This is a genomic window from Metabacillus mangrovi (genome assembly GCF_009711125.1).
GTDB classification, from domain to species: domain Bacteria; phylum Bacillota; class Bacilli; order Bacillales; family Bacillaceae; genus Metabacillus_B; species Metabacillus_B mangrovi.
This window is the reverse complement of the sequence record NZ_WMIB01000003.1, coordinates 47,718-68,958: the sequence shown is the minus strand read 5'-3', so window position 1 is coordinate 68,958 and position 21,241 is coordinate 47,718. Positions and strand designations below refer to the sequence as shown.

Genomic DNA, 21,241 nt, shown 5'->3' with positions numbered 1-21,241 from the left:
CGTTTTGAAAGAGCATAAAAAAACCAGTCTAGTCTTAAGACTGACCGGTCTCTTTGTTCATCATAAGGACAGTTTTTCTCCGGCTTTCAAAATTTGACCGTTTCCGCTGTTAAGAAGGGAAACGAAGTGTTCCGGATCCTGTTCGATTACGGGAAACGTATTGTAGTGGATCGGGACAACTGTTTTCGCCTTGAGCCATTCGGCTGCGGCTGCGGCGTCCTCCGGTCCCATTGTAAAGTTATCGCCGATCGGCAGGAATGCTGCGTCGATCACATGGCGTTCGCCATACATTTTCATGTCGCTGAACAGGGCAGTATCTCCCGCGTGGTAGATTGTCTGGTTGTCAGCTGTGAACAGGATCCCTGCCGGCATGCCGGTGTATACGATCGTTCCGTCCTCTTCTTCAAAGCTTGAACCGTGGAAAGCCTGTGTGAACTTCACCTTGCCGAAATCAAATTCATGAGAGCCGCCAATATGCATCGGATGCACGTTCAGTCCTTTTGTTCCTAAATAGTTTGCGAGTTCGAATGGAGCCACTACGAGTGCATCGTTATCCTTTGCAAGCTGAATCGTGTCACCGACATGGTCACTGTGGCCGTGTGTCAGTAAAATAACATCCAGCTTCACATCCTCTGCCTTTAAATCGCACTGCCCATTGCCTGTGATGAACGGGTCGATAAAGATGGTCTTGCCGTTCGCCTGGATTTCGAGTACAGAATGTCCATGGTATGTCACTTCCATTTAGAGCACCTCACCTGCGTATAGTTTTGCATCTATTCTTCTTTAGCACAATTGCCCTCTCAGTAAACATGCGAGCGGACATTATTTTTCGGCTCTCCGCCTCAGCACATCAGCTCCGCCGTTCGCATCGATGATGGCCCCTGTTATAAAGTCAGATTGATCTTCACACAAAAAGGTGATAATCCGTGCAATATCCTCGCCGGTACCTGAACGGCCGATTGGCGTATCCGGATCATACTGGTTCCTTGCTGTAACAATATCCGCTTCTTTCATATCTCCCATAATATTTCCCGGGCAAACCATATTCGCGGTGATGCCGTTTTCTGCTTCTTCATAAGCAATGGTCTTTGTTAATGAAACAAGGCCTGCCTTTGCCGCGCTGAAAGCGGACCGGTTCAGCCAGCCCGGGGCATTTCCGGCATCCTGGAATCCATATGTAATAAGCCTGCCGAATTGCTGTTCGCGCATAATGGGGACCGCTTTTTTGAACAGATGGAACACAGCACTCAAATTTCCTTCAATCATGCTGTACCATTCCTCATCTGAGTAGTCGGCCAGCTTTTTTCTTTCAAAAATATAAGGTCCTGCATTGTTTACAAGACAATCGAGCCGGCCGAACGTGTTCATCGATGCTTCAATGAAATGCTCCAGGTCTTTTTTTACAGTAACATCCCCCTGCAGCAGCAAAAGTCTGTCCTGATGATGGCTGAACTCCTCCCGCAATGATTCTGCAGCAGAAAGATCGCTTCTATAGGTTGCAGTAACTGAATAGCCTTTGCTTAGAAAGGCTTCCACCGCTTTTTTCCCCAGCCCTTTTGTTCCGGCGGTAATGAGTGCATGCTTCATCTTGCCATGCTCCTTTCGTGAACATGAATGTGATCTATTTTAGAATGGCGTCTATTGCTGTAAAATGATGTATACATCTATAAGGAAGCAGGTTGTTTGCGTGATACCAGTCGAAAAGAGAAGCGCAGTCCGGCTCGAGCGCTTTGGACTCGAAGCTGTGCCGGCAGATTTAAGAAAAACCGGCTGGGCCGGGTATTTCATTATCCAGTTTACTTTTTCATTTAATGCAGGCAATGTTCTGCTTCCGGCTTTGGCTGTCCTGGAAGGGGGATTAAGCTTCTCTCAGGCGATGGCCTCTGTCCTGTCCGGTGCTCTCTTCGCCTTTATTCTCGTATCCTTTTTGTCGCTGCCGGGGTCAGTCAGCGGCCTGCCTGCACAATATGCGATCCGGAGCATGATCGGAACGCGGCTTGGCCGGTTTGCGGCTTCCCCGATTCGTTCGCTAATCTCCCTTTACTGGTTTGCTGTGCAGACCATCGGCGGCACATGGATGCTCCTTGAAGGTTTCAAAAGATTTGGCTCTGCCAGCCTGCCTTTTCCCGTGCTTGCTGCCGGGCTTGGCGCAGTGATGATTGCCATCACAATCGTCGGGTTTCATGCTGTAAAAAAAGCAACCGTCTATTTTCTTCCCTTCCTGCTCGCAGGCGAAGGAATCATTGCTTATTTATACTTTACTACAGATGAGGCGTTGCCTGCATCTGCCGGTGCTTATTCTGCTGAAACCGGAAGCGCCGGGGCCATGATGCTGTTCGGAAGCCTCGTATTCGTACAATACGCTGCGGGTGTCAGCGCTTCGGCTGATATGACCCGCTATGCAAAATCCCCTGGCCACGGATTTTGGGGGATGCTCGCCGGAAATTTCGCAGGTTTTGCTTTAACAGCTTTTCTCGGGATTTACAGTGCGGTTTATTTTTCGGAAATCAACCCGTTTCTGGCTGCTTCCCGCTTAACAGATTCTCCACCCCTTCTCCTAATCATACTGACTGCGGCTGTTCTTTCGCTCGTGTCGATTAATTTGAGCAATGCCTATACCGGGAGCTTCAGCCTTCTTAATATTTTCCCATCACTTGGAAGGATAAAAAGTGCTGTGATTTTTGGAGCGGCAGGCATCCTGTTAAGCACTCTCCCTGCTGTCGTCACGGAGGCAAAATCATGGATCAGCATTCTTGGAAATCTTGTCATCCCTTTATGCGCGGTCATATGTGCAGATTTTCTAGTCGTAAAAAAGAGGATTTTCACAGAAGAGAACCTCAGCCAAACAGAAGCGGTCAATAAGGACGCAGCCGCTGCGATGGCTGCCGGCATGCTTATTTACTGGATCGTTCCGGAATGGGCCGCTCCCGGGTTTGTCAGTTTTTTTGCAGCGGGAGTGCTGTATCTTATCCTGAAGCTGCCGAAAGACAGACAGTGGGAGAAACACTGAACGAATCTCCTCCGCAAATAAAAAAAGGGAAACGCTCAAGCGTTTCCCTTTTCACTTTCCGCCGCAAGCTTCAGCAAACCGAGTCATTCGGTTTAGGGTTGCTCAAGCCAAACAGTGGTCTCAATTTTAACGCCAGCGCTGTACCAAGCAGCGCCATCACCATCCATACCCAGCCATGCAGGCTGAAGGAAGCAATACCGCCGAAGTAGGCCCCTATATTGCATCCGAATGAAAGTCTTGCCCCATATCCCATGAGAAGGCCGCCGATGATGGAGGCAAAAGCTATTCCCGGTTTGATTTTAGAAGGCTTAAAGGTTCCTGCTGCAGCGGAGGCCAGAAAGGCTCCCAGGATGATGCCGAAGTTCAGCAGGCTGGTAGAATCCTTAAAAACAGATGCATAGAGAGCCTCTCTTTTCGCTCCTTCAAAATAGCCCCACTGCGAAGGATCCGTGCCGAAAACCATCAGCAATTTGGAGCCCCATAGGGAAAAGGCAGAGGTAATGCCCCATGGTTCCCCTCTTATCGTTAAAATAAGAGCATTCAGAATAGCGAGAACGATGGCTGCTGTATATAACGGCCAGGACCCTCTGAAAATTCTTTTCCATCCTGCTGCCTTTGGAAGAGGCTTGATCATTGGCGGGTTTTTCCTTTTTGCAAACTGGACGATCACCCAGTAAATGACCGCGAACAGGACGAGTTGAAGGACAACAGCCCCAAAATAGCCAAAGCCTGTCGTTTCAGCTAGAGAAACAGGCGGCAGGGACGGGGTGTCATTCAGCCAAAAGGATAAATGGGAGGCCCCGATGGTTGCTCCAGCAATAAAGCTGACAAGAGTCAGAATCATCGAGGAAGATCCGCCTCCAAGAGAATACAGGGTTCCTGATGCACACCCGCCTCCGAGCTGCATGCCGATGCCGAAAATAAAAGCACCAAAGATTACACTGACACCAACCGGAGAAACATACCCCTTCGGATCAATTCCTGTAAAACTGAATTGGGTTCCCAATATGATGGCGAACAGGATTGAGGCTGCCGCCAGCATGATGAGATGTGCTTTCAGCGCCTCCGGATTGCCGACAGCAATCAATCTTCTGAACGCCGAAGTAAAGCCGAACCTCGCATGAAGCAGCGTAAAACCTAGCGCTAACCCGATGACAAACAATACAGCCTGAACTCCGCCCCCGACGAGGAAGGCTGCAGCCAGAAGGATAAGACTGCCCGCCAGGCCGGCGGCCACCAGCTTTTTCTGAACAGGTGATTTCAGTGAGAGATCATTATGATCAGTGCCGCTGTGCCGGGCAGTATTTTCTAACATAACATTCTGCAACTTAAGCACCTCATTCCGATTGATTTAATTGGTTTTAATTATAACGCAGATCACATGTGCCGTAAAATCATGAACTTGAGGGGTCTTTGTTTACGATGTTCTTATTACTGAAACAGACCCCGCTCTTTAACCAGAAGGTCCGTTTCACATCGTGCATTTCTCTCCTGCTCGGTTAACGGCCCAAGTCCAATCAACATATGTGAAAAATCAGCGACTTGCTTCAACAAGGTCAAAAAAGGGGCTGGCAATCACGTAAAAAAAAGAAGACCCGGACGGCTGATCTATCAGCCCCTGGTCTTCCTTCTTTTAGATTTGATCTGATTTTTCTTCCTGGTCTGCAGTAAAGCTTTCATTGAAGTTTTGTTCAATTACTCCGCTTTCGTATGCATTTTTGATTTGCTGGGATGTTTCTTCTCCCGCTTCTGTATCGAACTGGATGGATTCGTTATTCGGTTCTTTTTTCATGGGACAGGCCTCCTTCACGGTAAATAAGTTCCTGTCCTAGTCTGTGAGATCTGTTCAGTTTGTTTGCAAGGTAACATCTTCCAGTCTGTGTTTCGCTTTCTCCAGTGCTATTTTCACCATCTCAAATCCGGTTCCGCCTTCACTGAGCCTTTTTGCAACAGCTTCAAATGGATCAATGGCTTCATACAGATCTTCTTCAAACAGAGAAGAAGCGTTAACATATTCTTCCAGCTGCAGATCTTTTAAATAGCAGCCTTTCTGGATGCAGAGGAACACTAGTTTCCCTGTGACTTCATGTGCTTCACGGAACGGCATCCCTTTTTTCGCCAGGTAATCGGCAAGCTCTGTCGCATTGGAAAAGTCTTCTCTTACCGCCTGGCCCATCGCATCTTTATTCACCTTCATTGTATTGATCATTCCGGCGAAGATTTCAAGACTTCCTTCCACCGTCTTGACCGTATCGAACATGCCCTCTTTATCCTCCTGCAGGTCTTTGTTATAGGCAAGGGGAAGACCTTTCATAACGGTCAGGAGCGAAAACAGGTTCCCGTACACGCGGCCTGTTTTTCCTCTGATCAGTTCAGCCATATCCGGGTTTTTCTTTTGCGGCATCATGGAACTGCCCGTCGCATATGTGTCGTCAAGCTCAATAAACTGAAATTCCTGGGAGCACCAGAGAATCAGTTCTTCGCAAAATCTGGACAGGTGCATCATCAGCAGGGAGCTGTTGTTTAAAAACTCGAGAATAAAGTCCCTGTCACTGACAGCATCGAGGCTGTTTTCGTAAATGCTTTGAAAACCGAGCAGCTCTGCCGTATAAGTACGGTCGAGAGGAAATGTAGTTCCTGCCAGCGCACCGGCTCCGAGAGGGGATACCTGAATCCGTTTGAGGGATTCCGTTAACCGTTCCTTATCCCGTTCAAGCATCCAGAAGTACGCCAGCAGATGATGGGCAAAGGAAATCGGCTGGGCTCTCTGCAGATGAGTATACCCCGGCAGGATCGTGTAGACGTGCTCCTCCGCTTTCGTGACCAATACCTTTTGCAGGGCTTCTGTTTTCGAGATGATATCCTCTACATGCTTGTTTAGATACAGATGCATATCGGTTGCCACCTGGTCGTTCCGGCTTCTTCCGGTATGCAGCTTCCCCCCGAGCGGACCGATTTCATCTATTAAGTGCTTTTCTAGGTTCAAATGGATATCCTCATATTTGGATGAGAATGCTAATTCCCCTCTTTTTGCTTTGCCCTGTAGCGTTTGGAGTCCGCTAATAATGAGCTTCGTCTCCTGCTCGGTCAGCACCCCGGTTTTCCCGAGCATTTGTGCATGTGCCAGTGACCCCTTCAGGTCTTCTTCAGCAAGCTGCTGGTCAAATTCAATGGAGGCTCCGAAATCATCCACCCATTCCTCCGGTGTTTTCTGAAATCTGCCGCCCCAAAGCTTTGTCATGCTTCCACCTTCTTTTGATTCTGCACCATGCTGCTAACTTTGACCGGCAGTCCATAGAGTGAGATGAAACCGGCTGCGGCCTGATGGTCGAACGCATCCTCTGCCGTATAAGTCGCCAGCTTCTCATCATACAAGGAGTATGGTGATTTACGTCCCTCCACGATCGCATGGCCTTTAAACAGCTTGACGCGTACCGTTCCTGTCACATGCTTCTGCGTCTCTTTCAAGAATGCTTCCAGTGCCTGCTTGAGCGGGGAGAACCAAAGGCCGTTATAGATGAGCTCAGTGAGCTTCTGTCCGATGACCGGTTTGAAATGCGCCACATCTTTAATAAGGGTCAGATCTTCAAGCTCTTTATGGGCTTTGAGCAGGGTTACCGCGCCCGGGCACTCGTACACTTCTCTCGATTTGATTCCGACAAGGCGGTTTTCCACATGATCGATTCTTCCGACCCCGTGTTTGCCTGCCAGTTCATTCAGCTGCAGGATCAGTTCATCCAGCGGGCAGCTGATGCCGTTGATCGCATTCGGAACTCCTTTTTCAAAAGAAAGCTCAATGATGTCTGGTGTATCCGGTGTTTTTTCAAGAGGAGCTGTCAGGTCATAAGCTTCCTCCGGAGGAGCAGCCCATGGATCCTCCAGTATGCCGCACTCATTGCTTCGCCCCCAGAGATTCTGGTCGATGGAATAAGGACTGTCCAGCTTAATCGGGATTGGAATCTGATGGGCCTGTGCGTAGGCGATCTCCTCTTCACGCGACCAGCTCCACTCACGGACTGGAGCGAGTACTTCCAGGTCAGGATTCAGCGCTTTAATCGATACTTCGAACCGGACCTGATCATTTCCTTTTCCTGTGCATCCATGTGCAACAGCTGAAGCCCCTTCTTTTTCAGCGACTTCCACTAATTTTTTTGCGATCAGCGGACGGGAAAGTGCGGATACAAGCGGATACTTTTCTTCATACAGCGCATGTGCCTGCAGAGCGAGCAGCGCATATTCTTCCGCAAACTCCTTTTTCGCATCAATGACATACGATTCTGAAGCTCCGACCTGCAGTGCTTTACTCTGGATAAAAGCAAGGTCCTTGCCTTCTCCGACATCCAGACAGCATGCAACCACATCGTATCCTCTTTCCTGAAGCCATTTAATTGCAACGGAAGTATCAAGACCTCCGGAATATGCGAGCACAACCTTTTGTTTCATTTCCATCTCCCTCTCTGTATACATTGCATAAAAATACTTTATAATTTATAAAAATACATCTTAGAAGAAACTTTAACAAGGTTTGGCTCATATTTCAACCCATATTCGAAATTCTTTCATGAATTTTACACTTGTTATTTGTATGCTTATGAATCGAGGGGAGTGTATGGCCGTTCTGCTATCCCTGTAAAAGCCGGCGGTTTCTGCATAAAAAAAGCGGGAAAGCTGCTGATCAGCTTTCCCGGTGTCCTGAATTATTTGTTTTTTTGAAGCTCGTCGATAAGGGTATCAAACACTCTTGTGATCACCATCAAATCTTCTTCTTCTATTTTAGAGAAGTAGTTCTGGGCAAGAGAGTCTTCAATCCGTTCAATCATCAAGGACCATTCTGTTCCCTTCCCGTCCAGGGAAATAAAGCTCTCCCGCAAATTGGAAGGGTTCTTTTGGCGTGTAATATACTTTTGCTGTTCCAGTACCTTCAGCACCTGGCTGATGGCGCTTTTGGTAACTTCCAATTTTCCAGCTATTTCGGTAACCGTCCAGGTTTCTTTTTTCTTGAACATCAGCAGGATCTGTTCCTGCTGGTATGTGAGGCCGCTGTTGCTCAATTCGCGAAAATACTTCGCCAGCAGCAGATCCATTTCGTCAATCTGACGGTACATTTTAGAGATCATCTTTGTTTTTGCAGTATGAATACCCATCACCCCAACCTGTTTCTCTTTGCTTTATTAACTATGCCTCATACTCCGGCGGAACAGCTGCTCTTTCTATTCTTTCTTAAGAAACGGTTTGCTCTTTCCGTAAAGCATAACACTTGAAAGAATGGCAAGTACAGCAGAGCCGGCAATCAAATACTGAATTGGGATGGATGCTGCAACCAATACAGACAGCAAGGCGAAGGCGATCGGCTCCAGTCCGCCTGCTGCGAGGGACATGATGCTCATGACCCTCCCAAGCTTCTCCTGTTCGCTGTTCTCCTGCATAAGAGTGACAGCCGGGAGGTAGACGAGCATCAGCATAAAGCCGCTGATCGCAGCCATCAGGGCGAGCAGAGGAATGGAATCAAACTGGCTGTATAGAAGAAAGGCTACACCTGTCATAAAAAGGGCCCTGAAAACCAGCCTTCCTCTTTTTCCTCTCTTATTCAGGCGAAGCATGAGGAGACTTGCAGCGAAGGTCCCCGCTGCCAATCCTCCCTCCATAATGCTTAAGTCAAAGGGAGTGCCTTTCAGCTTGCCGACGATAATCGGGATGCTCATAATCAGAGGTCCCATAACAAATAGGTTTACAATCGCAATGGAGAGCGTTCCCGTCCGTAAAACAGGGGACGCTGATACATAGCGGAACCCTTCTTTCAGATCCACGAGTACCGACTTAAGCGTCAGCACTTTTCGGTCGGGCTTGTGATCTTTAATGAACGGCGGGAAAATCAGTATGGCTGAGAGCAGAATCAAAGCCCCTGATGTTCCAAATGAAACGGAGAAGTCGCCAACTGAGAGCAGAGCTCCGGCCAAAAACGGACCTGCTGCAAACATCAGCTCTGTAGAACCTTGGACAAGGGAATTAGCTCTCTGCAATTCACTGCTCTTTACTAAAGATGGGATCAAAGAGGAAATAGCCGGATAAGAGATAGCATCCAGGATTCCAAAGCAGGCAGAAATGAGCAGGAGAGCCGGTACAGAAAAGCCTTCGGTCATATACAGATAAACCATGATGCCCATAATGGCTGCCTGTCCGAGGTTCGTGTAAAACATGAGTGCGGTTTTCTGGTATCTGTCAGCCAGGACCCCTCCAAAAATCATCATCACTACACGGGGCAGAGATACAGCTGTCATAATAATTCCCAGTGCACCCGGGTTTTTCAGCACATCAATCGTCAGCCAGGATATGGATAAAAAGAAAATGGAGAATCCAAGCATGACAGCCATACCGGATATCCAGACGAGCATAAATTTCCGATTGGAAAATAAGTATCGCATGTGAGTCCTCTCCTGTTGCAGTTATCTATTCAGGATTCCCAAACAAACAATCCTTTTATTAGTTTAGTTCACTTAACTTAATTATAGCTTATGAATTGGTTCACGGCAATAAAAAAACCTCTCTTGTTAAAAAGAGAGGTTTTCCAAATCAGTGAGCAAGCCGCATAACATCGCGGGCGATCATCACTTCTTCATTTGTCGGGATGATCATGACTTTTACCGGTGAATGCGGGTAGCTGACGAAACGGTCTTCACCGAATGTATCGTTCAGTGCCGGATCCCAGTAGATGCCCATGAATTCAAGGCCGCGAAGGACACGCGCTCGGACTTCGGCACTGTTTTCACCGATTCCGGCTGTAAAGATGATGGCGTCTACACCGCTCATGCGTGCAGCATAAGAGCCGATGTATTTGTGGATCCGGCTTGCGAACACTTCAAGAGCTGTCTCGGCGCGGCCGTTTCCTTCTTTTGCAGCTGTAGTAATATCACGAAGGTCGCTTGAAAGACCGGATACTCCAAGCAATCCGCTTTTCTTGTTAAGGATGTTCAAAACTTCATCTGCAGAAGAACCTGTCTTCTCCATAATGAAAGGAATGAGAGCAGGGTCAATGTTTCCGGAACGTGTACCCATCGCCACACCGGCAAGCGGTGTAAAGCCCATGGATGTATCAATGGATTTTCCGCCTTCGATCGCCGCAATGCTTGCTCCGTTTCCAAGGTGGCAGGAAATAAGACGGAGCTGTTCTAGCGGACGGCCCAGCATTTCAGCAGCTTTTTCTGATACATACTTATGAGAAGTGCCGTGGAAGCCGTATTTGCGGATCCCGTACTTTTCATAGTATTCGTATGGAAGGCTGTAGAGGAATGATTGCTCAGGCATCGTCTGATGGAAAGCTGTATCGAATACAGCCACTGCCGGTACGTTTGGCAAAACCTCCTGGAAAGCCTTGATTCCAACGATATTCGCAGGGTTATGCAGGGGAGCAAGATCAGAAAGCTCTTCGATTGCTGCCAGTGTTTCTTCGTTAATCACTGCAGAATCACCGAATTTCTCGCCGCCGTGCACAACACGATGTCCGATCCCTTCAATTTCAGCAAGGGAAGCAATAATGCCAAGATCCGTCAGCTTTGACAGAAGGATTTTAACAGCAACCGCATGATCTGGAATATTTGTAATCTCCGTCTGTTTTTCGCCGTTTACGGAAATGGTGAAAACGGAATTCTCGAGTCCGATTCTTTCCACCAGCCCTTTCGTAACGACATTTTCGCTCGGCATATCAAACAGCTGGAATTTCAATGAAGAACTGCCAGCATTGATTGCAATAATTTTAGCCATTATAACCGCTCCTTTATGTAACCGCTTTGCACTTCCTGCAAACGGCATGCTCTTATCATTTGTTAAAACACCGAAATATATCTGACTTTTCCATTTAAACATTGCCCGGAATACAATGCAATACAAACCCGGTTCTGCAATCGTTTACAGGAAAAAGTCAATCTTTTCGGACTTTTTCTCCAATTCCTCTGTGCTTCAAAAAAAGAACAGCACAAAAACAGGGATACGCATTTGCGTTCCCTGTTTAAGTCTTTCTTTCGCTGTTTACCCAAACAGCTTAGTAACATTGGAGCTGAATGTGATAATACTCAGGTAAGCCATCACAATGACAATGATGATCCCAAAGACCGTCAGCCACAGCGGATGTTTATAATCCCCGACGATTGTCTTTTTATAAGCAGCGACAAGCATGACAGCAAGTGTTACCGGTAAGATCAATCCATTGAGAGCGCCTGCTAAAAGGAGCAGCTGCACCGGGTTTCCGAGTATGGTGAATACGGTGGCAGAAATTAAGATAAAAGCAATAATCGTAGCCTTTTGGTATTTCTGAATCACGGGACTGAACGTTTGGATAAACGAAACAGACGTGTACGCTGCTCCAATGACAGAAGTAATGGCCGCAGCTAGTAAAACGACTCCAAAAAACTTATAGCCTAAGTCTCCTGCAGCATGCTGGAAAACGGATGCCGGAGGATTATCCTTGCTGATGGTAAGTCCCTGGGCCACGATTCCAAGTGATGCAAGGAAAAGGAAGATCCGCATAATGGATGCAGCGGCAATTCCGGTTACAGCACTTTGATTTACCTGGGGAAGGGAATGTTTCCCTTTAATGCCGGCGTCAAGAAGGCGATGGCCTCCTGCAAAGGTGATGTATCCCCCGACTGTCCCCCCTACTAGCGTAACAATCGCAATAAAATAATCTTTTCCTCCATCCGGAGAGAACGTCTTGGCTGCAGCTTCACCGATTGGCGGCTGGCTGGAAAACGCTACGTACACCGTAAGGAGAATCATCAGGATTCCCATGAGCTGGGCAAATTTATCCATCAGCTTTCCGGCTTCTTTAAAAACAAAGACGCCGATGGCAATAGCGGCAGCCAGAATGGCTCCAAGCTTTTGATCCATTCCGAACAATACGTTAAAGCCAAGCCCTGCACCGCCGATGTTTCCGATGTTAAAGGCCAACCCGCCAAAAACGATCAGGACAGCAACGAACACCCCGAGACCAGGAAAGACCATATTGGCAATATCCTGAGCTCTTTTTTCCGACACTGCGATGATCCGCCATACATTCAGCTGCACACCTATATCTAGAATAATGGTGATTAAAATAACAAAACCAAAGGAAGCAGCGAGCTGTTCGGTATAAAACGTCGTCTGGGTTAGAAACCCGGGGCCGATCGCGGAGGTAGCCATTAAAAACGCTGCGCCAAGCAAAATACTGATGCGGCTTTCTTTCATTTTTATCCCTCCCATTCTTTACATCGATTGAATTGAAATGCCGTCATCCAGCAGTTCTTTTTTAATTCTGGCTGCAAATTCCAGTGCATGTGCCCCGTCGCCGTGTATGCACACCGTATCTGCAGTTATCGGGATTTCTTTCCCGTCAGTGCTGATCACTTTTTTCTCTGTGATCATTCTCTTAACTTGTTCGATTGCCTGGCGGTCCTCTTTTATGAGAGCATCATCCCGGGTTCTCGGTGTCAATGCACCTGAACTCTGATACGTCCGATCCGCAAAAACCTCGCTTGCTGTCTGCAGACCGGCGTTTTTCCCTGCCGCAATCAATTCACTTCCCGAAAGACCGTAAAGAATCAAGTCAGGATTGAACTTGAATACAGCCTCGGCAATTGCAGCAGCAAGGCTGGAATCTCCCGCGGCCATATTGTATAAAGCACCGTGAGGCTTAACATGATGAAGTGAGCCACCCTCTGAACGGACGAAGCCGTCCAGTGCGCCAATCTGGTACAGGACCATGTCATATGCCTCGCTTGGGGTTACAGACAGCTGCCTTCTGCCGAATCCCTGCAGATCCGGAAAGCCTGGATGGGCTCCGATCGCAGTTCCTGAACGGATGGCCATCTGTACGGTTTTTCTCATGACAGACGGATCTCCGGCGTGAAAGCCGCAGGCGACATTCACAGAGGATACAAGAGGAAGGATCGCTTCATCGCTGCCGATTGAATAGGAGCCAAAGCTCTCTCCCAAGTCGCAGTTCAAATCAATCTGCATTTACAGGACCCCCTCTCTGAATTTAAGCTGAATCATTTTTCTGATGAATTCCAGCTCTTTTTCCTTTTTCAGCAGAAGGTCCAGGGCATGCTGAATGGATGTCTTTTCAAAACGGATTCTCTCTCCCGGCTTCCGCTGCGCAAGGATTGGAAGACTTTCAGCTATCACCTGGCCGATTTTCGGATATCCTCCAGTCGTCTGGTGGTCAGCCATCAGAATAATCGGCTGTCCGCCCGACGGTACTTGAATCGTTCCAAATCCGACAGCTTCTGATAGGAGCTCTCTGTTTTCCTTCAGCGTTAGTGACGGTCCCTCGATCCGGAACCCCATGCGGTCGGACTGGCTTGTCAGAGCAAACTCCTCTTCATTGAACGCTTTATGAGCTTCTTCGCTGAACCAGGAATATTCTCTTCCTTCTATGTATTGAATGATTTTCCCGTTTTCCGTATAGTTCGGCTTCACATGCCATTTTGCCGGGAGCACACTGACGTCCTGAGCTTTTCCGGCTAGTTGGTCCAAAAGCGGAGAAGGGTTGACTTTCAGGATATCCTTTTCTTTTAGGGGGCGTCCATTGAGCCCGCCTATTCCCGCTTTCACGTAAGTGGACCGGCTTCCGAGCTGAGGCTCGATGTCGTATCCCCCTGCTGCCGCCATATAGGTGCGGCAGCCTGAAACCGGTGCACCGAACTCAAGCTTCGCCCCTGCTTTCACAAACACGGGTCTCCACATCGGGATTGGCTGGCTGTTGATTTTAGGAGACAGGTTTCCTCCCGTCAGTGCGATGAGCACATCTTCAGTAAATTCAATTGTCGGACCGAGGAGCGTCATCTCAATCGTTGCACTGCTCTCGGGGTTGCCTGTCAGCATATTGGCCATTCGGTGGGCATACATGTCCATCGCCCCGCTTTTAATCACACCATACTTTTGATATCCGGTCCTGCCCAGATCCTGTATAGTACTGAACAGACCAGATTGGAGAATTTGTAAACTCATGCTAGGACTCCTTTAGCCGATCATATTCTTCTTTGCTGATTGCGTAAAATTCTACAGAGTCGCCGGCCTTCAGGAGGGCGGGCGGGTTTTGCTCCGCATCAAACAGCCGGAGCGGTGTTCTGCCGATGATCTGCCAGCCTCCGGGTGTCTCCATCGGGTACACGCCAGTCTGGGTTCCTGCTATCCCGACAGATCCTGCAGGAATTTTCGGCCTTGGCTTCTCTTTTCTGGGAGCTGCTATCTTTTCGCTCATTCCACCTAAATATGGGAATCCCGGAGAGAATCCGATCATATACACGGGGTAATGCCCTGATGTATGAATTTCGATCACTTCTTCTTTGCTGATTCCATTGTGAGCAGCCACTTCATCGAGGTCCATCCCAAACTCCTCATCGTAGCAGACGGGAATCTTTACAGTATGTATAGCCTTAGAATGGGTATCGGACTGCTTTGCTGAAAGAATCAGGCTGACTTCTTCTTCAATGACTGCATGCGGATCCCGCTCATCGCGGAAATATTGGAGATCGAAAAGAAGTGTAACATTCGTAAATGCAGGTATGTATTCAACAAGCCAGGGAAAGCGGTGCTGATCCAGCTCTTCAGTAAACTGCCGGATGGCCAGCCGGATCTCTTCGGATGGTGCCTGTCCAAATTCGATGAGCAGGGCTTGTTCGCTTACTGGATAAAAACGTTCAGTGGTCATGTGGTTCCCCCCTTCTGGCTTACATTGTACATAACCGATTTTTTTTGCACAAATCAATTTTTGGCAAAAAAACAGGACACTCCCCTCAATTATGCACAAAAACAGCTTCAACTATTTTTTCTTAAAAGTAAATGGTAAAAAACAGGGGAATGCAAACGTTCTTCCCCTGTTTTGCTTATTTCATTCTATTTTGAAGAAGGAGCAAAACCGGTTTGATCCCCTATTTACCGGTTTTGTTCAAACCATTGATTAATTTGCTTCATCATGGACTGCATTCCCTCAAAATTTGAAAACTTCGGAAGATCAGCCAGCATGGCCTGTTTAGGAGCCTCAGCTCCTTCCCCTTTTTTCTGGAGGATAAAAATGCTTTTGGCATGCTGCTCTCCCTGAAACATAGAAAGCGGAAGCTGCAGAAGAGCTTGAATATACGCCTCCTCCTTAATGAAAGCGTTGAGTTTTGGAGCTTCTTTTGAAGAAAACAGCATGTTCGGAATGATAAAAAACAAATAGCCGCCTGGCTTTGTATGGCGGAGACTCTGCTCAATGAACAAGTGATGTGCATAGGAATGCCCTTCATCTGCTTTCAGCTGATAAGAGGAGGCTCCTTCATCATTCGGGTAAAACCCGACAGGCAGATCACAAATCACCGCGTCAACGGGATCTGCAAATAAATTTTGCAGGCTGTCCTGATTATAGAACTGGACGGGATGTTTCTGAAGATTCGCGTTGACGTAAGACAAATGAATGAGCAAATCATCCACATCCACCCCTGTGCTTTCCACAGAATGATCCTTCAGCTGATTCAATACAGCCGTCAGCAGATTTCCGGTTCCTGCAGCCGGGTCAAGCAGGGAAAAAGACTGCCTTCCTTCCATAAACCGCTGCACAAGGTAGCCGATAAACATGCCAACCGAATCAGGAGTCATCTGATGGTTCGGATGGGCCCCTTCCTTCAGCCCCTTTAAAATACATAGCTGAAACGCCTTGCGTATTTCCTCCCGGTCATATGTATCCAGCTCCACCGCACTATAAACTTTCTTTAATTTTTTTATTGTCAGTTCGCTTAACTCATCCTGCAGAACTTCTCCTTGAAACAGGTTCTCTCCTGTCTCAGCTGCTGCCTCCACATAAGGAATATTCAATTCCTCAGCAAGCAGCTCTGCCGACTCATTCAGCGAAGCAAAAAGCTTCTCCATTTTTGAAACGGTTTCCATTCTTTCTCCTCCTAGAGCATACTTCCTCTTATTTTAGTGAACAGCGGCGGGAAAGACAAGGGGAATGCAATTCAGGCCTTGAGAACAGACGCGCTTATAGCTGGCCGCTGCTGCATAGGGCGGATCATAGGGGAGTCAGGGCGATGATGATGCGGCAGCGTTGATGGCTGACTGAGTTCAAATTAAAAAACACCTTTTTTGTTGTCTTTCTTTCTCTTAATGATTTTTAAAGTCACCAAAAGGAAAAAATAGATAATCAGGACACACAGTAGATAATGTAAGACATTGATTTCTGTTTTAATAAAGTGGTTCGGACTCAGAAGCTGGAATCGGTTCTCCGGCATCCCCTCAACATTCCGATACTAGATAAATTTTAGAGGAAAACCAAGAGTATACGTCTGATTATCAACTTTGAAGGCTGGACCTAAGAATATGGAAAGTAAGGATACCATAAAACTGCAGATCAATAATTTAGTTTTCAGCAAAATATCCTCCCCTATAGTGAATATATTATATTTCACTAAAAGGAAAAAAATAGCTGTGTTTTACCTGTCCCGCAGTTCCTGCAGAAGTCTCACGCCTTCCGCTCCAAGTGGTGATAAATCAGCAATATGCTTTCACACAGCCTTCCTATTAAAAAGGACCCGGGTATTTACCCGTGGTCCTTTTGGTCTTAATTTGCAGTTTTGGCCGCTTCAATCGCCGCAGTGTAGTCTGGATGGTCTGTGCCTTCACTTACATATTCTGCATACACTACTTCATCCTGGCTGTTGATGACAAAAACAGACCGGGCAAGAAGACGCAATTCTTTCATCGTTACTCCGTAAGCTTCTCCAAAGGAAAGATCACGGTGGTCGGAAAGGGTTGCAACATTTTCAAGGCCGTTGGCAGCACACCAGCGCTTCTGAGCGAATGGAAGATCGCAGCTGACCGTCAATACTTTGACGTTATCAATCTCACCCGCTTCTTCATTAAACTTTCTTGTCTGCTGATCACAAACACCGGTATCGATGGAAGGAACGACTGAAATGATCCGCACGGAGCCTTTGGAATCCGCTAACGTTACTTCGGACAAATCGTTCGCAAGCACTTTAAAATCGGGTGCCTTGTCCCCTTTTTTCACTTCATTGCCAGGCAGGGTCATCGGATTTCCTTTAAACGTTACATTCGCCATAGTAATCCTCCTCCTTTTTTTTATGTACGCTTTTATGATAGCTTGTACGGTTGAGGATTTGCAAATATTAGCCAAGCAGCGGGACAAAAAAAACCCGCTTAAAGGTAGCGGGTTAAAAATCAATATCGTCTCTCATTGAGCTCTGGTTATTTTGATGCTGATCATTCTTCTTAAACATCTTCTGAATTTTTTCAACCGTCTGCGGTGCTGAATCGAGGATTCTTTCATAAAGGTGGGTGCTTTCATCAAGATGAAGCATTTTCACTCCATTATGCCCAACGATCAAGAAAGCGATCGGTGTAATGGAGACTCCTCCTCCGCTTCCTCCGCCAAATGGCATCCTGCTGCGCGCACTGCTGCCCCCTGAAACATGCCCAGCCTGCGGCTGTGAAAAGGATTGGTCTTCACCGGGATTTTGCCCGAATTCGCTTCCGCCTGCCGCAAAACCGAATCCGACTTTAGATACCGTCAGTATCACACTTCCATCAGGTGTTTCTACCGGATCGCCTATAATTGTATTTACATCTACCATTTGCTTCAGGTTTTCCATTGCTGTTTTCATAAGACCTTGAATTGGATGGTCACTCATCATCTGGCCCCCTATGCCGAATTGTTATGTTCTCCAAAATGTTTGGATAAGCGTTTACTGGTAAAAGACGGCTTCCCGCCTTTCCAGAATTTAACGAAACGTAATCCGCCGATAATAGCATGTCCTAAACGGAAACGGAACATACCTGTCAGAACCACATCAAGGCATAGACCTTGAAAAACCGGAACGACCGCGATGACAGGCTCTGTTTTAAGCTTCATCAAGCCACTTGCTGCACCGCAGAAAATGCCTTTTATCCCCCACAGTATTCCTGCAGCACTCCCGGTTGAAGCAGCGTCACCAAGTCCAAACCGCGTATGCCATTCCAGCTCAGTGATCTCTATTCCTTTAAGAAACTTCCTGACAATGGAGTGTAGACCTGAGATATGGGAAGCAAGTTCTTTAAAATCCTTCAGGCTTGCGGCAATATCATTTTTTGAAATTTTATCTGAACGGCTTTTGCCTTCACTGTCCGCTTTGCCTGCCTTGCTTTCTTTTTTTACATCCACTGTCAAATCCTTTTCGTTCGCTTTGATTACAGGGATCTGATAGGTATAGCGAATCATCCCGAACCATGCCCGGAATTTAATTCTTAAATCATCATTTTTACCGGCTTTCCGGTACTCTACAGTCACCGTTAATTTTGTGAGAACGATGAGGACGATGAGAAAAAGTAAAATAGCAGGTATACCAATTGCCCAGAACACGTGCACCTCTCCTTTCAGCAACCCATTGTTGCCCTATTCAAGAGGTCCTAAACAGACCGGGACTGAAAAGGGTACGGATCCGCACTCGAGGTCAGCATTTTCACTAAACACCGCAGCTGAACGGCACTTTTCTGCTGCCTGAACACAAAAAACCCGGGAATCTCTGTCCCGGGTTTTGCTGCTGCTTATCTTTCGCTCGTTTTCCTTTTTCTGTACATGTTTTCGTGAATGACAGCGGTATCTGCAAACAGATCATGCAGCGCCTGTTTTTTAGGGGTAAAACCGGCTGCCACGTAGCCAAGCCAGATGGTTTTGCTGATGAATCTGCCTACGAGTTCCCGGAAAAGAATGGTTCCCCATGTCAGAGGTGTTTCTTCATTAATCGAAACGACCCGTATGCCGAAAATCATTTTTCCAAGGGTCTGGCTGAAAAATCTCGTCATAAGTACGAAATAGAGGAAAAAGATAAGCAGTTCAAGCAGCGGTTTCGGTGAGAACATGGATGTTCCTCCGTCTGTGCCTGAAAAGATAAAGATCGGATTGATTAGGATGGCATTGATTCCGGCGATGACCGCCAAATCTGCCAAGTAGGCCCAAAAACGGATCCAGAATCCCCCGTACGCCGGCTCGCTTCTCACAGCCTCCGGCATTTGAATGGAGGGCTGGCCTGTCTGGTCATTATAGGTTGTATCCATTCACGCGCCCTCCTTAGCGGTTATACATATACATTAATCTGCTGTTTGCCGGTTTCGAAAGCAGCTCGTAAAGGCCCAGCATCTGATATTCGTCGCTGAAGACCTTTTTTGCTCCCATCGAAAGAAGAGAATCGAAGCCTGTACTTTGTTTATATTCAACAACCTGGGCATTGCCAAGCTTATTATCCTTTTCCATGGCTGCGATGACGTCGTCGATATAGCCGAGTTCATCAACAAGCTTGTTTTCCTTTGCCTGCCGTCCGTCATAAATTCTTCCGTCCGCGATTTTTTTAACGTCCTCACGGCTCATTTTACGGCCTTCGGCAATGACATCTACAAAACCTTCGTATGCATTATTGACCATACCCTGTAGAATGTCCCGCTCTTCTTTTGTCATATCTCTGGAAGGAGACATAATATCCTTGTACTCGCCGCTCTTGATCGTTTCAAATTTAATCCCGAGCTGCTTGGCCAGGTCGCCATAGTTTACCCCTTCCATGATTACGCCCAAAGAACCGGTCAGTGTGTCCGGAGCTGCAAAGATTTTATCCCCTGCAGTCGAGATGTAATATCCTCCTGAAGCTGCTGTCGTACCCATTGAAATATACAGCGGTTTTTTTGTCTTCTGTTTATATGTCTTTAAATGCTTATGTATTTCCGCACTTTCGACTACTCCGCCACCTGGAGAATTCACATTGAGGATGATCCCTTTTACTGTTTCATCTTCTTGAGCAGCTTCAATTTGCTTCAGAAACTCCTGGTGATTGTATCCTTCACTTGGCAGAAAAGAGGAAGAATCCCCGGTATCCTGTATGACGCCATTTACTTCTAAAACGGCGATTTTCCGGTTTTCCGATCCTTCTTTTATTACTTCTTCCTCGAACTCCTGCTGTGTCATGGCAAACATTTCATTTGCAGCGCTTTGGAAGGCAGTAACTGTGCTGAAAATAGCAGAAACTACGATTAAAACAACCGCGATCCCGAGTGCTGCCCATCTTTTTCCATTCATGCCGAATCCTCCTTAGCTTATTTACAATTTACGTTCTGCCGTTTCCGGCAGTCAGCCGCTGATTTTCCTTACACTGAAATCCTCCGCCGCAGCGGTTCGGAATCAGGAGTTCATTATGCAGCGTTTTCACAAAATGGAATCAATGCTAAAATAAACAACATAACACATTGTATCATAATTTCGCTCTACAAGGATAACATTTCCAAATCAAAGGGAGGATGTATCATGGATAACCGCCGCAATGTCTTTTTCTACTATCGAAGCTCTGCTGAACTAAATGCTAAAGTTGAATCTTTAACATCTCTTGCCGAAAACTACGGGTTCACCACCGTTAATCATGCAGAGGATGCGAACATCATTGTCAGCATCGGCGGTGATGGGACGTTTCTTCAGGCAGTCCGCAAGACTAAATTCAGAGACGATTGTTTGTATGTAGGGATCAGTACAAAAGGATCTCCGAGCGTTTACTGTGATTTCGTCCTGGATGATACCGAAAAAATCATTGAAGCCATTACAATGGAGCAAATAGAAGTCAGAAAATATCCGGTTATCGATGTGAATGTGGATGGGGTCTCCTCTTTTAAATGCCTGAATGAGTGTACAATCCGCTCCGGCATCATAAAAACGTTTGTCATTGATGTTCATATTGATGATATTCATTTTGAAACCTTCCGGGGAGACGGCATGATTGTCTCAACTCCGACTGGAAGCACAGCATACAGCAAATCGGTGAACGGAGCTGTTATCGATCCTCTCCTTCCCTGCTTTCAAGTAAGCGAGCTCGCTTCCCTTAATAACAATCGCTACCGTACTCTCGGTTCATCCTTCGTATTAAGCGGAAACCGCAGGCTGAGGCTGGAAGTGTCAGGGGATGGAAATGATTATCCGGTTATCGGCATGGACAATGAGGCTTTGAGCATCCGAAGTGTGAACGAGATCAGCATCACGCTCAGCTCCTCCATAATTAAAACGGTTAAATTAAAAGACAATTCCTTCTGGGAGAAGGTTAAAAGGAGCTTTTTATAGGACAGGGACTGCCGGCATACACAATGCCGGCCGTTTTTTTTGGGGGAAAGAAGACCCCCGCTTCCTCCGAATGGTAAAATGATTCGCTTTACCTATTGAAAACAGGAACATTTGTTCTATATGATTAAAGGAGA

Annotated in this window: 21 protein-coding genes; 2 read left to right on the top strand and 19 right to left on the bottom strand. The window is 47.0% G+C overall.

Annotation, left to right across the window (positions count from 1 at the left end; genetic code table 11):
* Positions 1-60: 60 nt before the first annotated feature.
* Together GKZ89_RS05490 and GKZ89_RS05485 are read right to left on the bottom strand one after the other, a co-directional pair.
* Positions 61-741, bottom strand: coding sequence for a metal-dependent hydrolase (locus tag GKZ89_RS05490; RefSeq protein ID WP_155111396.1), 681 nt, complete (start codon positions 739-741; stop codon positions 61-63).
* Positions 742-822: 81 nt separating this feature from the next.
* Entirely contained in the window at positions 823-1,587 is a 765-nt protein-coding gene (locus tag GKZ89_RS05485) for an SDR family oxidoreductase (protein WP_155111395.1), read from the bottom strand.
* A 100-nt stretch (positions 1,588-1,687) separates the two neighbouring features.
* On the opposite strand from GKZ89_RS05485, the gene GKZ89_RS05480 reads away from it, so the two are divergent.
* Positions 1,688-3,010, top strand: coding sequence for a purine-cytosine permease family protein (locus GKZ89_RS05480; RefSeq protein WP_338324898.1), 1,323 nt, complete (start codon positions 1,688-1,690; stop codon positions 3,008-3,010).
* A gap of 70 nt (positions 3,011-3,080) precedes the next feature.
* On the opposite strand, the gene GKZ89_RS05475 is transcribed toward GKZ89_RS05480, so the two are convergent.
* The 17 genes from GKZ89_RS05475 to sppA all read right to left on the bottom strand — a co-directional run bounded on the left by GKZ89_RS05475 (position 3,081) and on the right by sppA (position 20,081).
* Entirely contained in the window at positions 3,081-4,325 is a 1,245-nt protein-coding gene (locus tag GKZ89_RS05475) for a YeeE/YedE family protein (RefSeq protein WP_155111535.1), read from the bottom strand.
* Between the two features lie 318 nt (positions 4,326-4,643).
* Positions 4,644-4,802 (bottom strand): hypothetical protein, encoded by a 159-nt coding sequence (locus GKZ89_RS05470; RefSeq protein WP_155111393.1) that lies wholly within the window; start codon positions 4,800-4,802, stop codon positions 4,644-4,646.
* Between the two features lie 54 nt (positions 4,803-4,856).
* The gene (gene argH / locus GKZ89_RS05465) at positions 4,857-6,251 is read right to left on the bottom strand and encodes an argininosuccinate lyase (RefSeq protein WP_155111392.1); all 1,395 of its coding nucleotides are present in this window, start codon (positions 6,249-6,251) and stop codon (positions 4,857-4,859) included.
* On the bottom strand, positions 6,248-7,459 hold the full coding sequence (locus GKZ89_RS05460; RefSeq protein WP_155111391.1) for an argininosuccinate synthase: 1,212 nt from the start codon (positions 7,457-7,459) through the stop codon (positions 6,248-6,250). Before GKZ89_RS05460 ends, argH begins: the two co-directional genes overlap by 4 nt.
* Before the next feature lie 248 nt (positions 7,460-7,707).
* Complete coding sequence (locus GKZ89_RS05455) at positions 7,708-8,154, bottom strand: MarR family winged helix-turn-helix transcriptional regulator (RefSeq protein WP_155111390.1); 447 nt, start codon at positions 8,152-8,154, stop codon at positions 7,708-7,710.
* Between the two features lie 66 nt (positions 8,155-8,220).
* Positions 8,221-9,432 (bottom strand): MFS transporter, encoded by a 1,212-nt coding sequence (locus GKZ89_RS05450; RefSeq protein ID WP_155111389.1) that lies wholly within the window; start codon positions 9,430-9,432, stop codon positions 8,221-8,223.
* 148 nt (positions 9,433-9,580) lie between these two features.
* Positions 9,581-10,768, bottom strand: a complete 1,188-nt coding sequence (locus GKZ89_RS05445) for an acetate kinase (protein WP_155111388.1) — start codon at positions 10,766-10,768, stop codon at positions 9,581-9,583.
* Between the two features lie 264 nt (positions 10,769-11,032).
* Positions 11,033-12,226: an NRAMP family divalent metal transporter gene (locus tag GKZ89_RS05440; RefSeq protein WP_155111387.1), complete on the bottom strand. Its 1,194-nt coding sequence runs from the start codon at positions 12,224-12,226 to the stop codon at positions 11,033-11,035.
* Between the two features lie 18 nt (positions 12,227-12,244).
* Complete coding sequence (locus GKZ89_RS05435; protein ID WP_155111386.1) at positions 12,245-12,997, bottom strand: LamB/YcsF family protein; 753 nt, start codon at positions 12,995-12,997, stop codon at positions 12,245-12,247.
* A complete protein-coding gene (locus GKZ89_RS05430; RefSeq protein WP_155111385.1) occupies positions 12,998-13,990 on the bottom strand; it encodes a 5-oxoprolinase subunit C family protein in 993 nt (330 codons plus the stop codon).
* A gap of 1 nt (position 13,991) precedes the next feature.
* Positions 13,992-14,693 carry a 5-oxoprolinase subunit PxpB gene (pxpB, locus tag GKZ89_RS05425; protein ID WP_155111384.1) on the bottom strand — a complete coding sequence of 234 codons (702 nt, stop codon included), beginning with the start codon at positions 14,691-14,693 and terminating at the stop codon, positions 13,992-13,994.
* Positions 14,694-14,917: 224 nt separating this feature from the next.
* The gene (locus GKZ89_RS05420) at positions 14,918-15,907 is read right to left on the bottom strand and encodes a class I SAM-dependent methyltransferase (RefSeq protein WP_241680136.1); all 990 of its coding nucleotides are present in this window, start codon (positions 15,905-15,907) and stop codon (positions 14,918-14,920) included.
* A 673-nt stretch (positions 15,908-16,580) separates the two neighbouring features.
* On the bottom strand, positions 16,581-17,081 hold the full coding sequence (gene tpx, locus GKZ89_RS05415) for a thiol peroxidase (protein WP_155111383.1): 501 nt from the start codon (positions 17,079-17,081) through the stop codon (positions 16,581-16,583).
* A gap of 112 nt (positions 17,082-17,193) precedes the next feature.
* On the bottom strand, positions 17,194-17,670 hold the full coding sequence (gene ytfJ / locus GKZ89_RS05410) for a GerW family sporulation protein (protein WP_155111382.1): 477 nt from the start codon (positions 17,668-17,670) through the stop codon (positions 17,194-17,196).
* Between the two features lie 11 nt (positions 17,671-17,681).
* The gene (locus tag GKZ89_RS05405) at positions 17,682-18,377 is read right to left on the bottom strand and encodes a DUF2953 domain-containing protein (protein ID WP_155111381.1); all 696 of its coding nucleotides are present in this window, start codon (positions 18,375-18,377) and stop codon (positions 17,682-17,684) included.
* 185 nt (positions 18,378-18,562) lie between these two features.
* The gene (locus GKZ89_RS05400) at positions 18,563-19,072 is read right to left on the bottom strand and encodes an RDD family protein (protein WP_155111380.1); all 510 of its coding nucleotides are present in this window, start codon (positions 19,070-19,072) and stop codon (positions 18,563-18,565) included.
* 13 nt (positions 19,073-19,085) lie between these two features.
* Complete coding sequence (gene sppA / locus GKZ89_RS05395; RefSeq protein ID WP_155111379.1) at positions 19,086-20,081, bottom strand: signal peptide peptidase SppA; 996 nt, start codon at positions 20,079-20,081, stop codon at positions 19,086-19,088.
* Between the two features lie 222 nt (positions 20,082-20,303).
* On the opposite strand from sppA, the gene GKZ89_RS05390 reads away from it, so the two are divergent.
* Complete coding sequence (locus GKZ89_RS05390; protein WP_338324899.1) at positions 20,304-21,107, top strand: NAD kinase; 804 nt, start codon at positions 20,304-20,306, stop codon at positions 21,105-21,107.
* The last annotated feature ends 134 nt before the right edge of the window (positions 21,108-21,241 follow it).

Coding starts and splice junctions, on each gene's coding strand:
- GKZ89_RS05490 (WP_155111396.1), bottom strand. CDS start 741: ATGGAAGTGACATACCATGGACATTCTGTACTCGAAATCCAGGCGAAC.
- GKZ89_RS05485 (WP_155111395.1), bottom strand. CDS start 1,587: ATGAAGCATGCACTCATTACCGCCGGAACAAAAGGGCTGGGGAAAAAA.
- GKZ89_RS05475 (WP_155111535.1), bottom strand. CDS start 4,325: ATGTTAGAAAATACTGCCCGGCACAGCGGCACTGATCATAATGATCTC.
- GKZ89_RS05470 (WP_155111393.1), bottom strand. CDS start 4,802: ATGAAAAAAGAACCGAATAACGAATCCATCCAGTTCGATACAGAAGCG.
- argH (WP_155111392.1), bottom strand. CDS start 6,251: ATGACAAAGCTTTGGGGCGGCAGATTTCAGAAAACACCGGAGGAATGG.
- GKZ89_RS05460 (WP_155111391.1), bottom strand. CDS start 7,459: ATGGAAATGAAACAAAAGGTTGTGCTCGCATATTCCGGAGGTCTTGAT.
- GKZ89_RS05455 (WP_155111390.1), bottom strand. CDS start 8,154: ATGGGTATTCATACTGCAAAAACAAAGATGATCTCTAAAATGTACCGT.
- GKZ89_RS05450 (WP_155111389.1), bottom strand. CDS start 9,432: ATGCGATACTTATTTTCCAATCGGAAATTTATGCTCGTCTGGATATCC.
- GKZ89_RS05445 (WP_155111388.1), bottom strand. CDS start 10,768: ATGGCTAAAATTATTGCAATCAATGCTGGCAGTTCTTCATTGAAATTC.
- GKZ89_RS05440 (WP_155111387.1), bottom strand. CDS start 12,226: ATGAAAGAAAGCCGCATCAGTATTTTGCTTGGCGCAGCGTTTTTAATG.
- GKZ89_RS05435 (WP_155111386.1), bottom strand. CDS start 12,997: ATGCAGATTGATTTGAACTGCGACTTGGGAGAGAGCTTTGGCTCCTAT.
- GKZ89_RS05430 (WP_155111385.1), bottom strand. CDS start 13,990: ATGAGTTTACAAATTCTCCAATCTGGTCTGTTCAGTACTATACAGGAT.
- pxpB (WP_155111384.1), bottom strand. CDS start 14,693: ATGACCACTGAACGTTTTTATCCAGTAAGCGAACAAGCCCTGCTCATC.
- GKZ89_RS05420 (WP_241680136.1), bottom strand. CDS start 15,907: ATGGAAACCGTTTCAAAAATGGAGAAGCTTTTTGCTTCGCTGAATGAG.
- tpx (WP_155111383.1), bottom strand. CDS start 17,081: ATGGCGAATGTAACGTTTAAAGGAAATCCGATGACCCTGCCTGGCAAT.
- ytfJ (WP_155111382.1), bottom strand. CDS start 17,670: ATGAGTGACCATCCAATTCAAGGTCTTATGAAAACAGCAATGGAAAAC.
- GKZ89_RS05400 (WP_155111380.1), bottom strand. CDS start 19,072: ATGGATACAACCTATAATGACCAGACAGGCCAGCCCTCCATTCAAATG.
- sppA (WP_155111379.1), bottom strand. CDS start 20,081: ATGAATGGAAAAAGATGGGCAGCACTCGGGATCGCGGTTGTTTTAATC.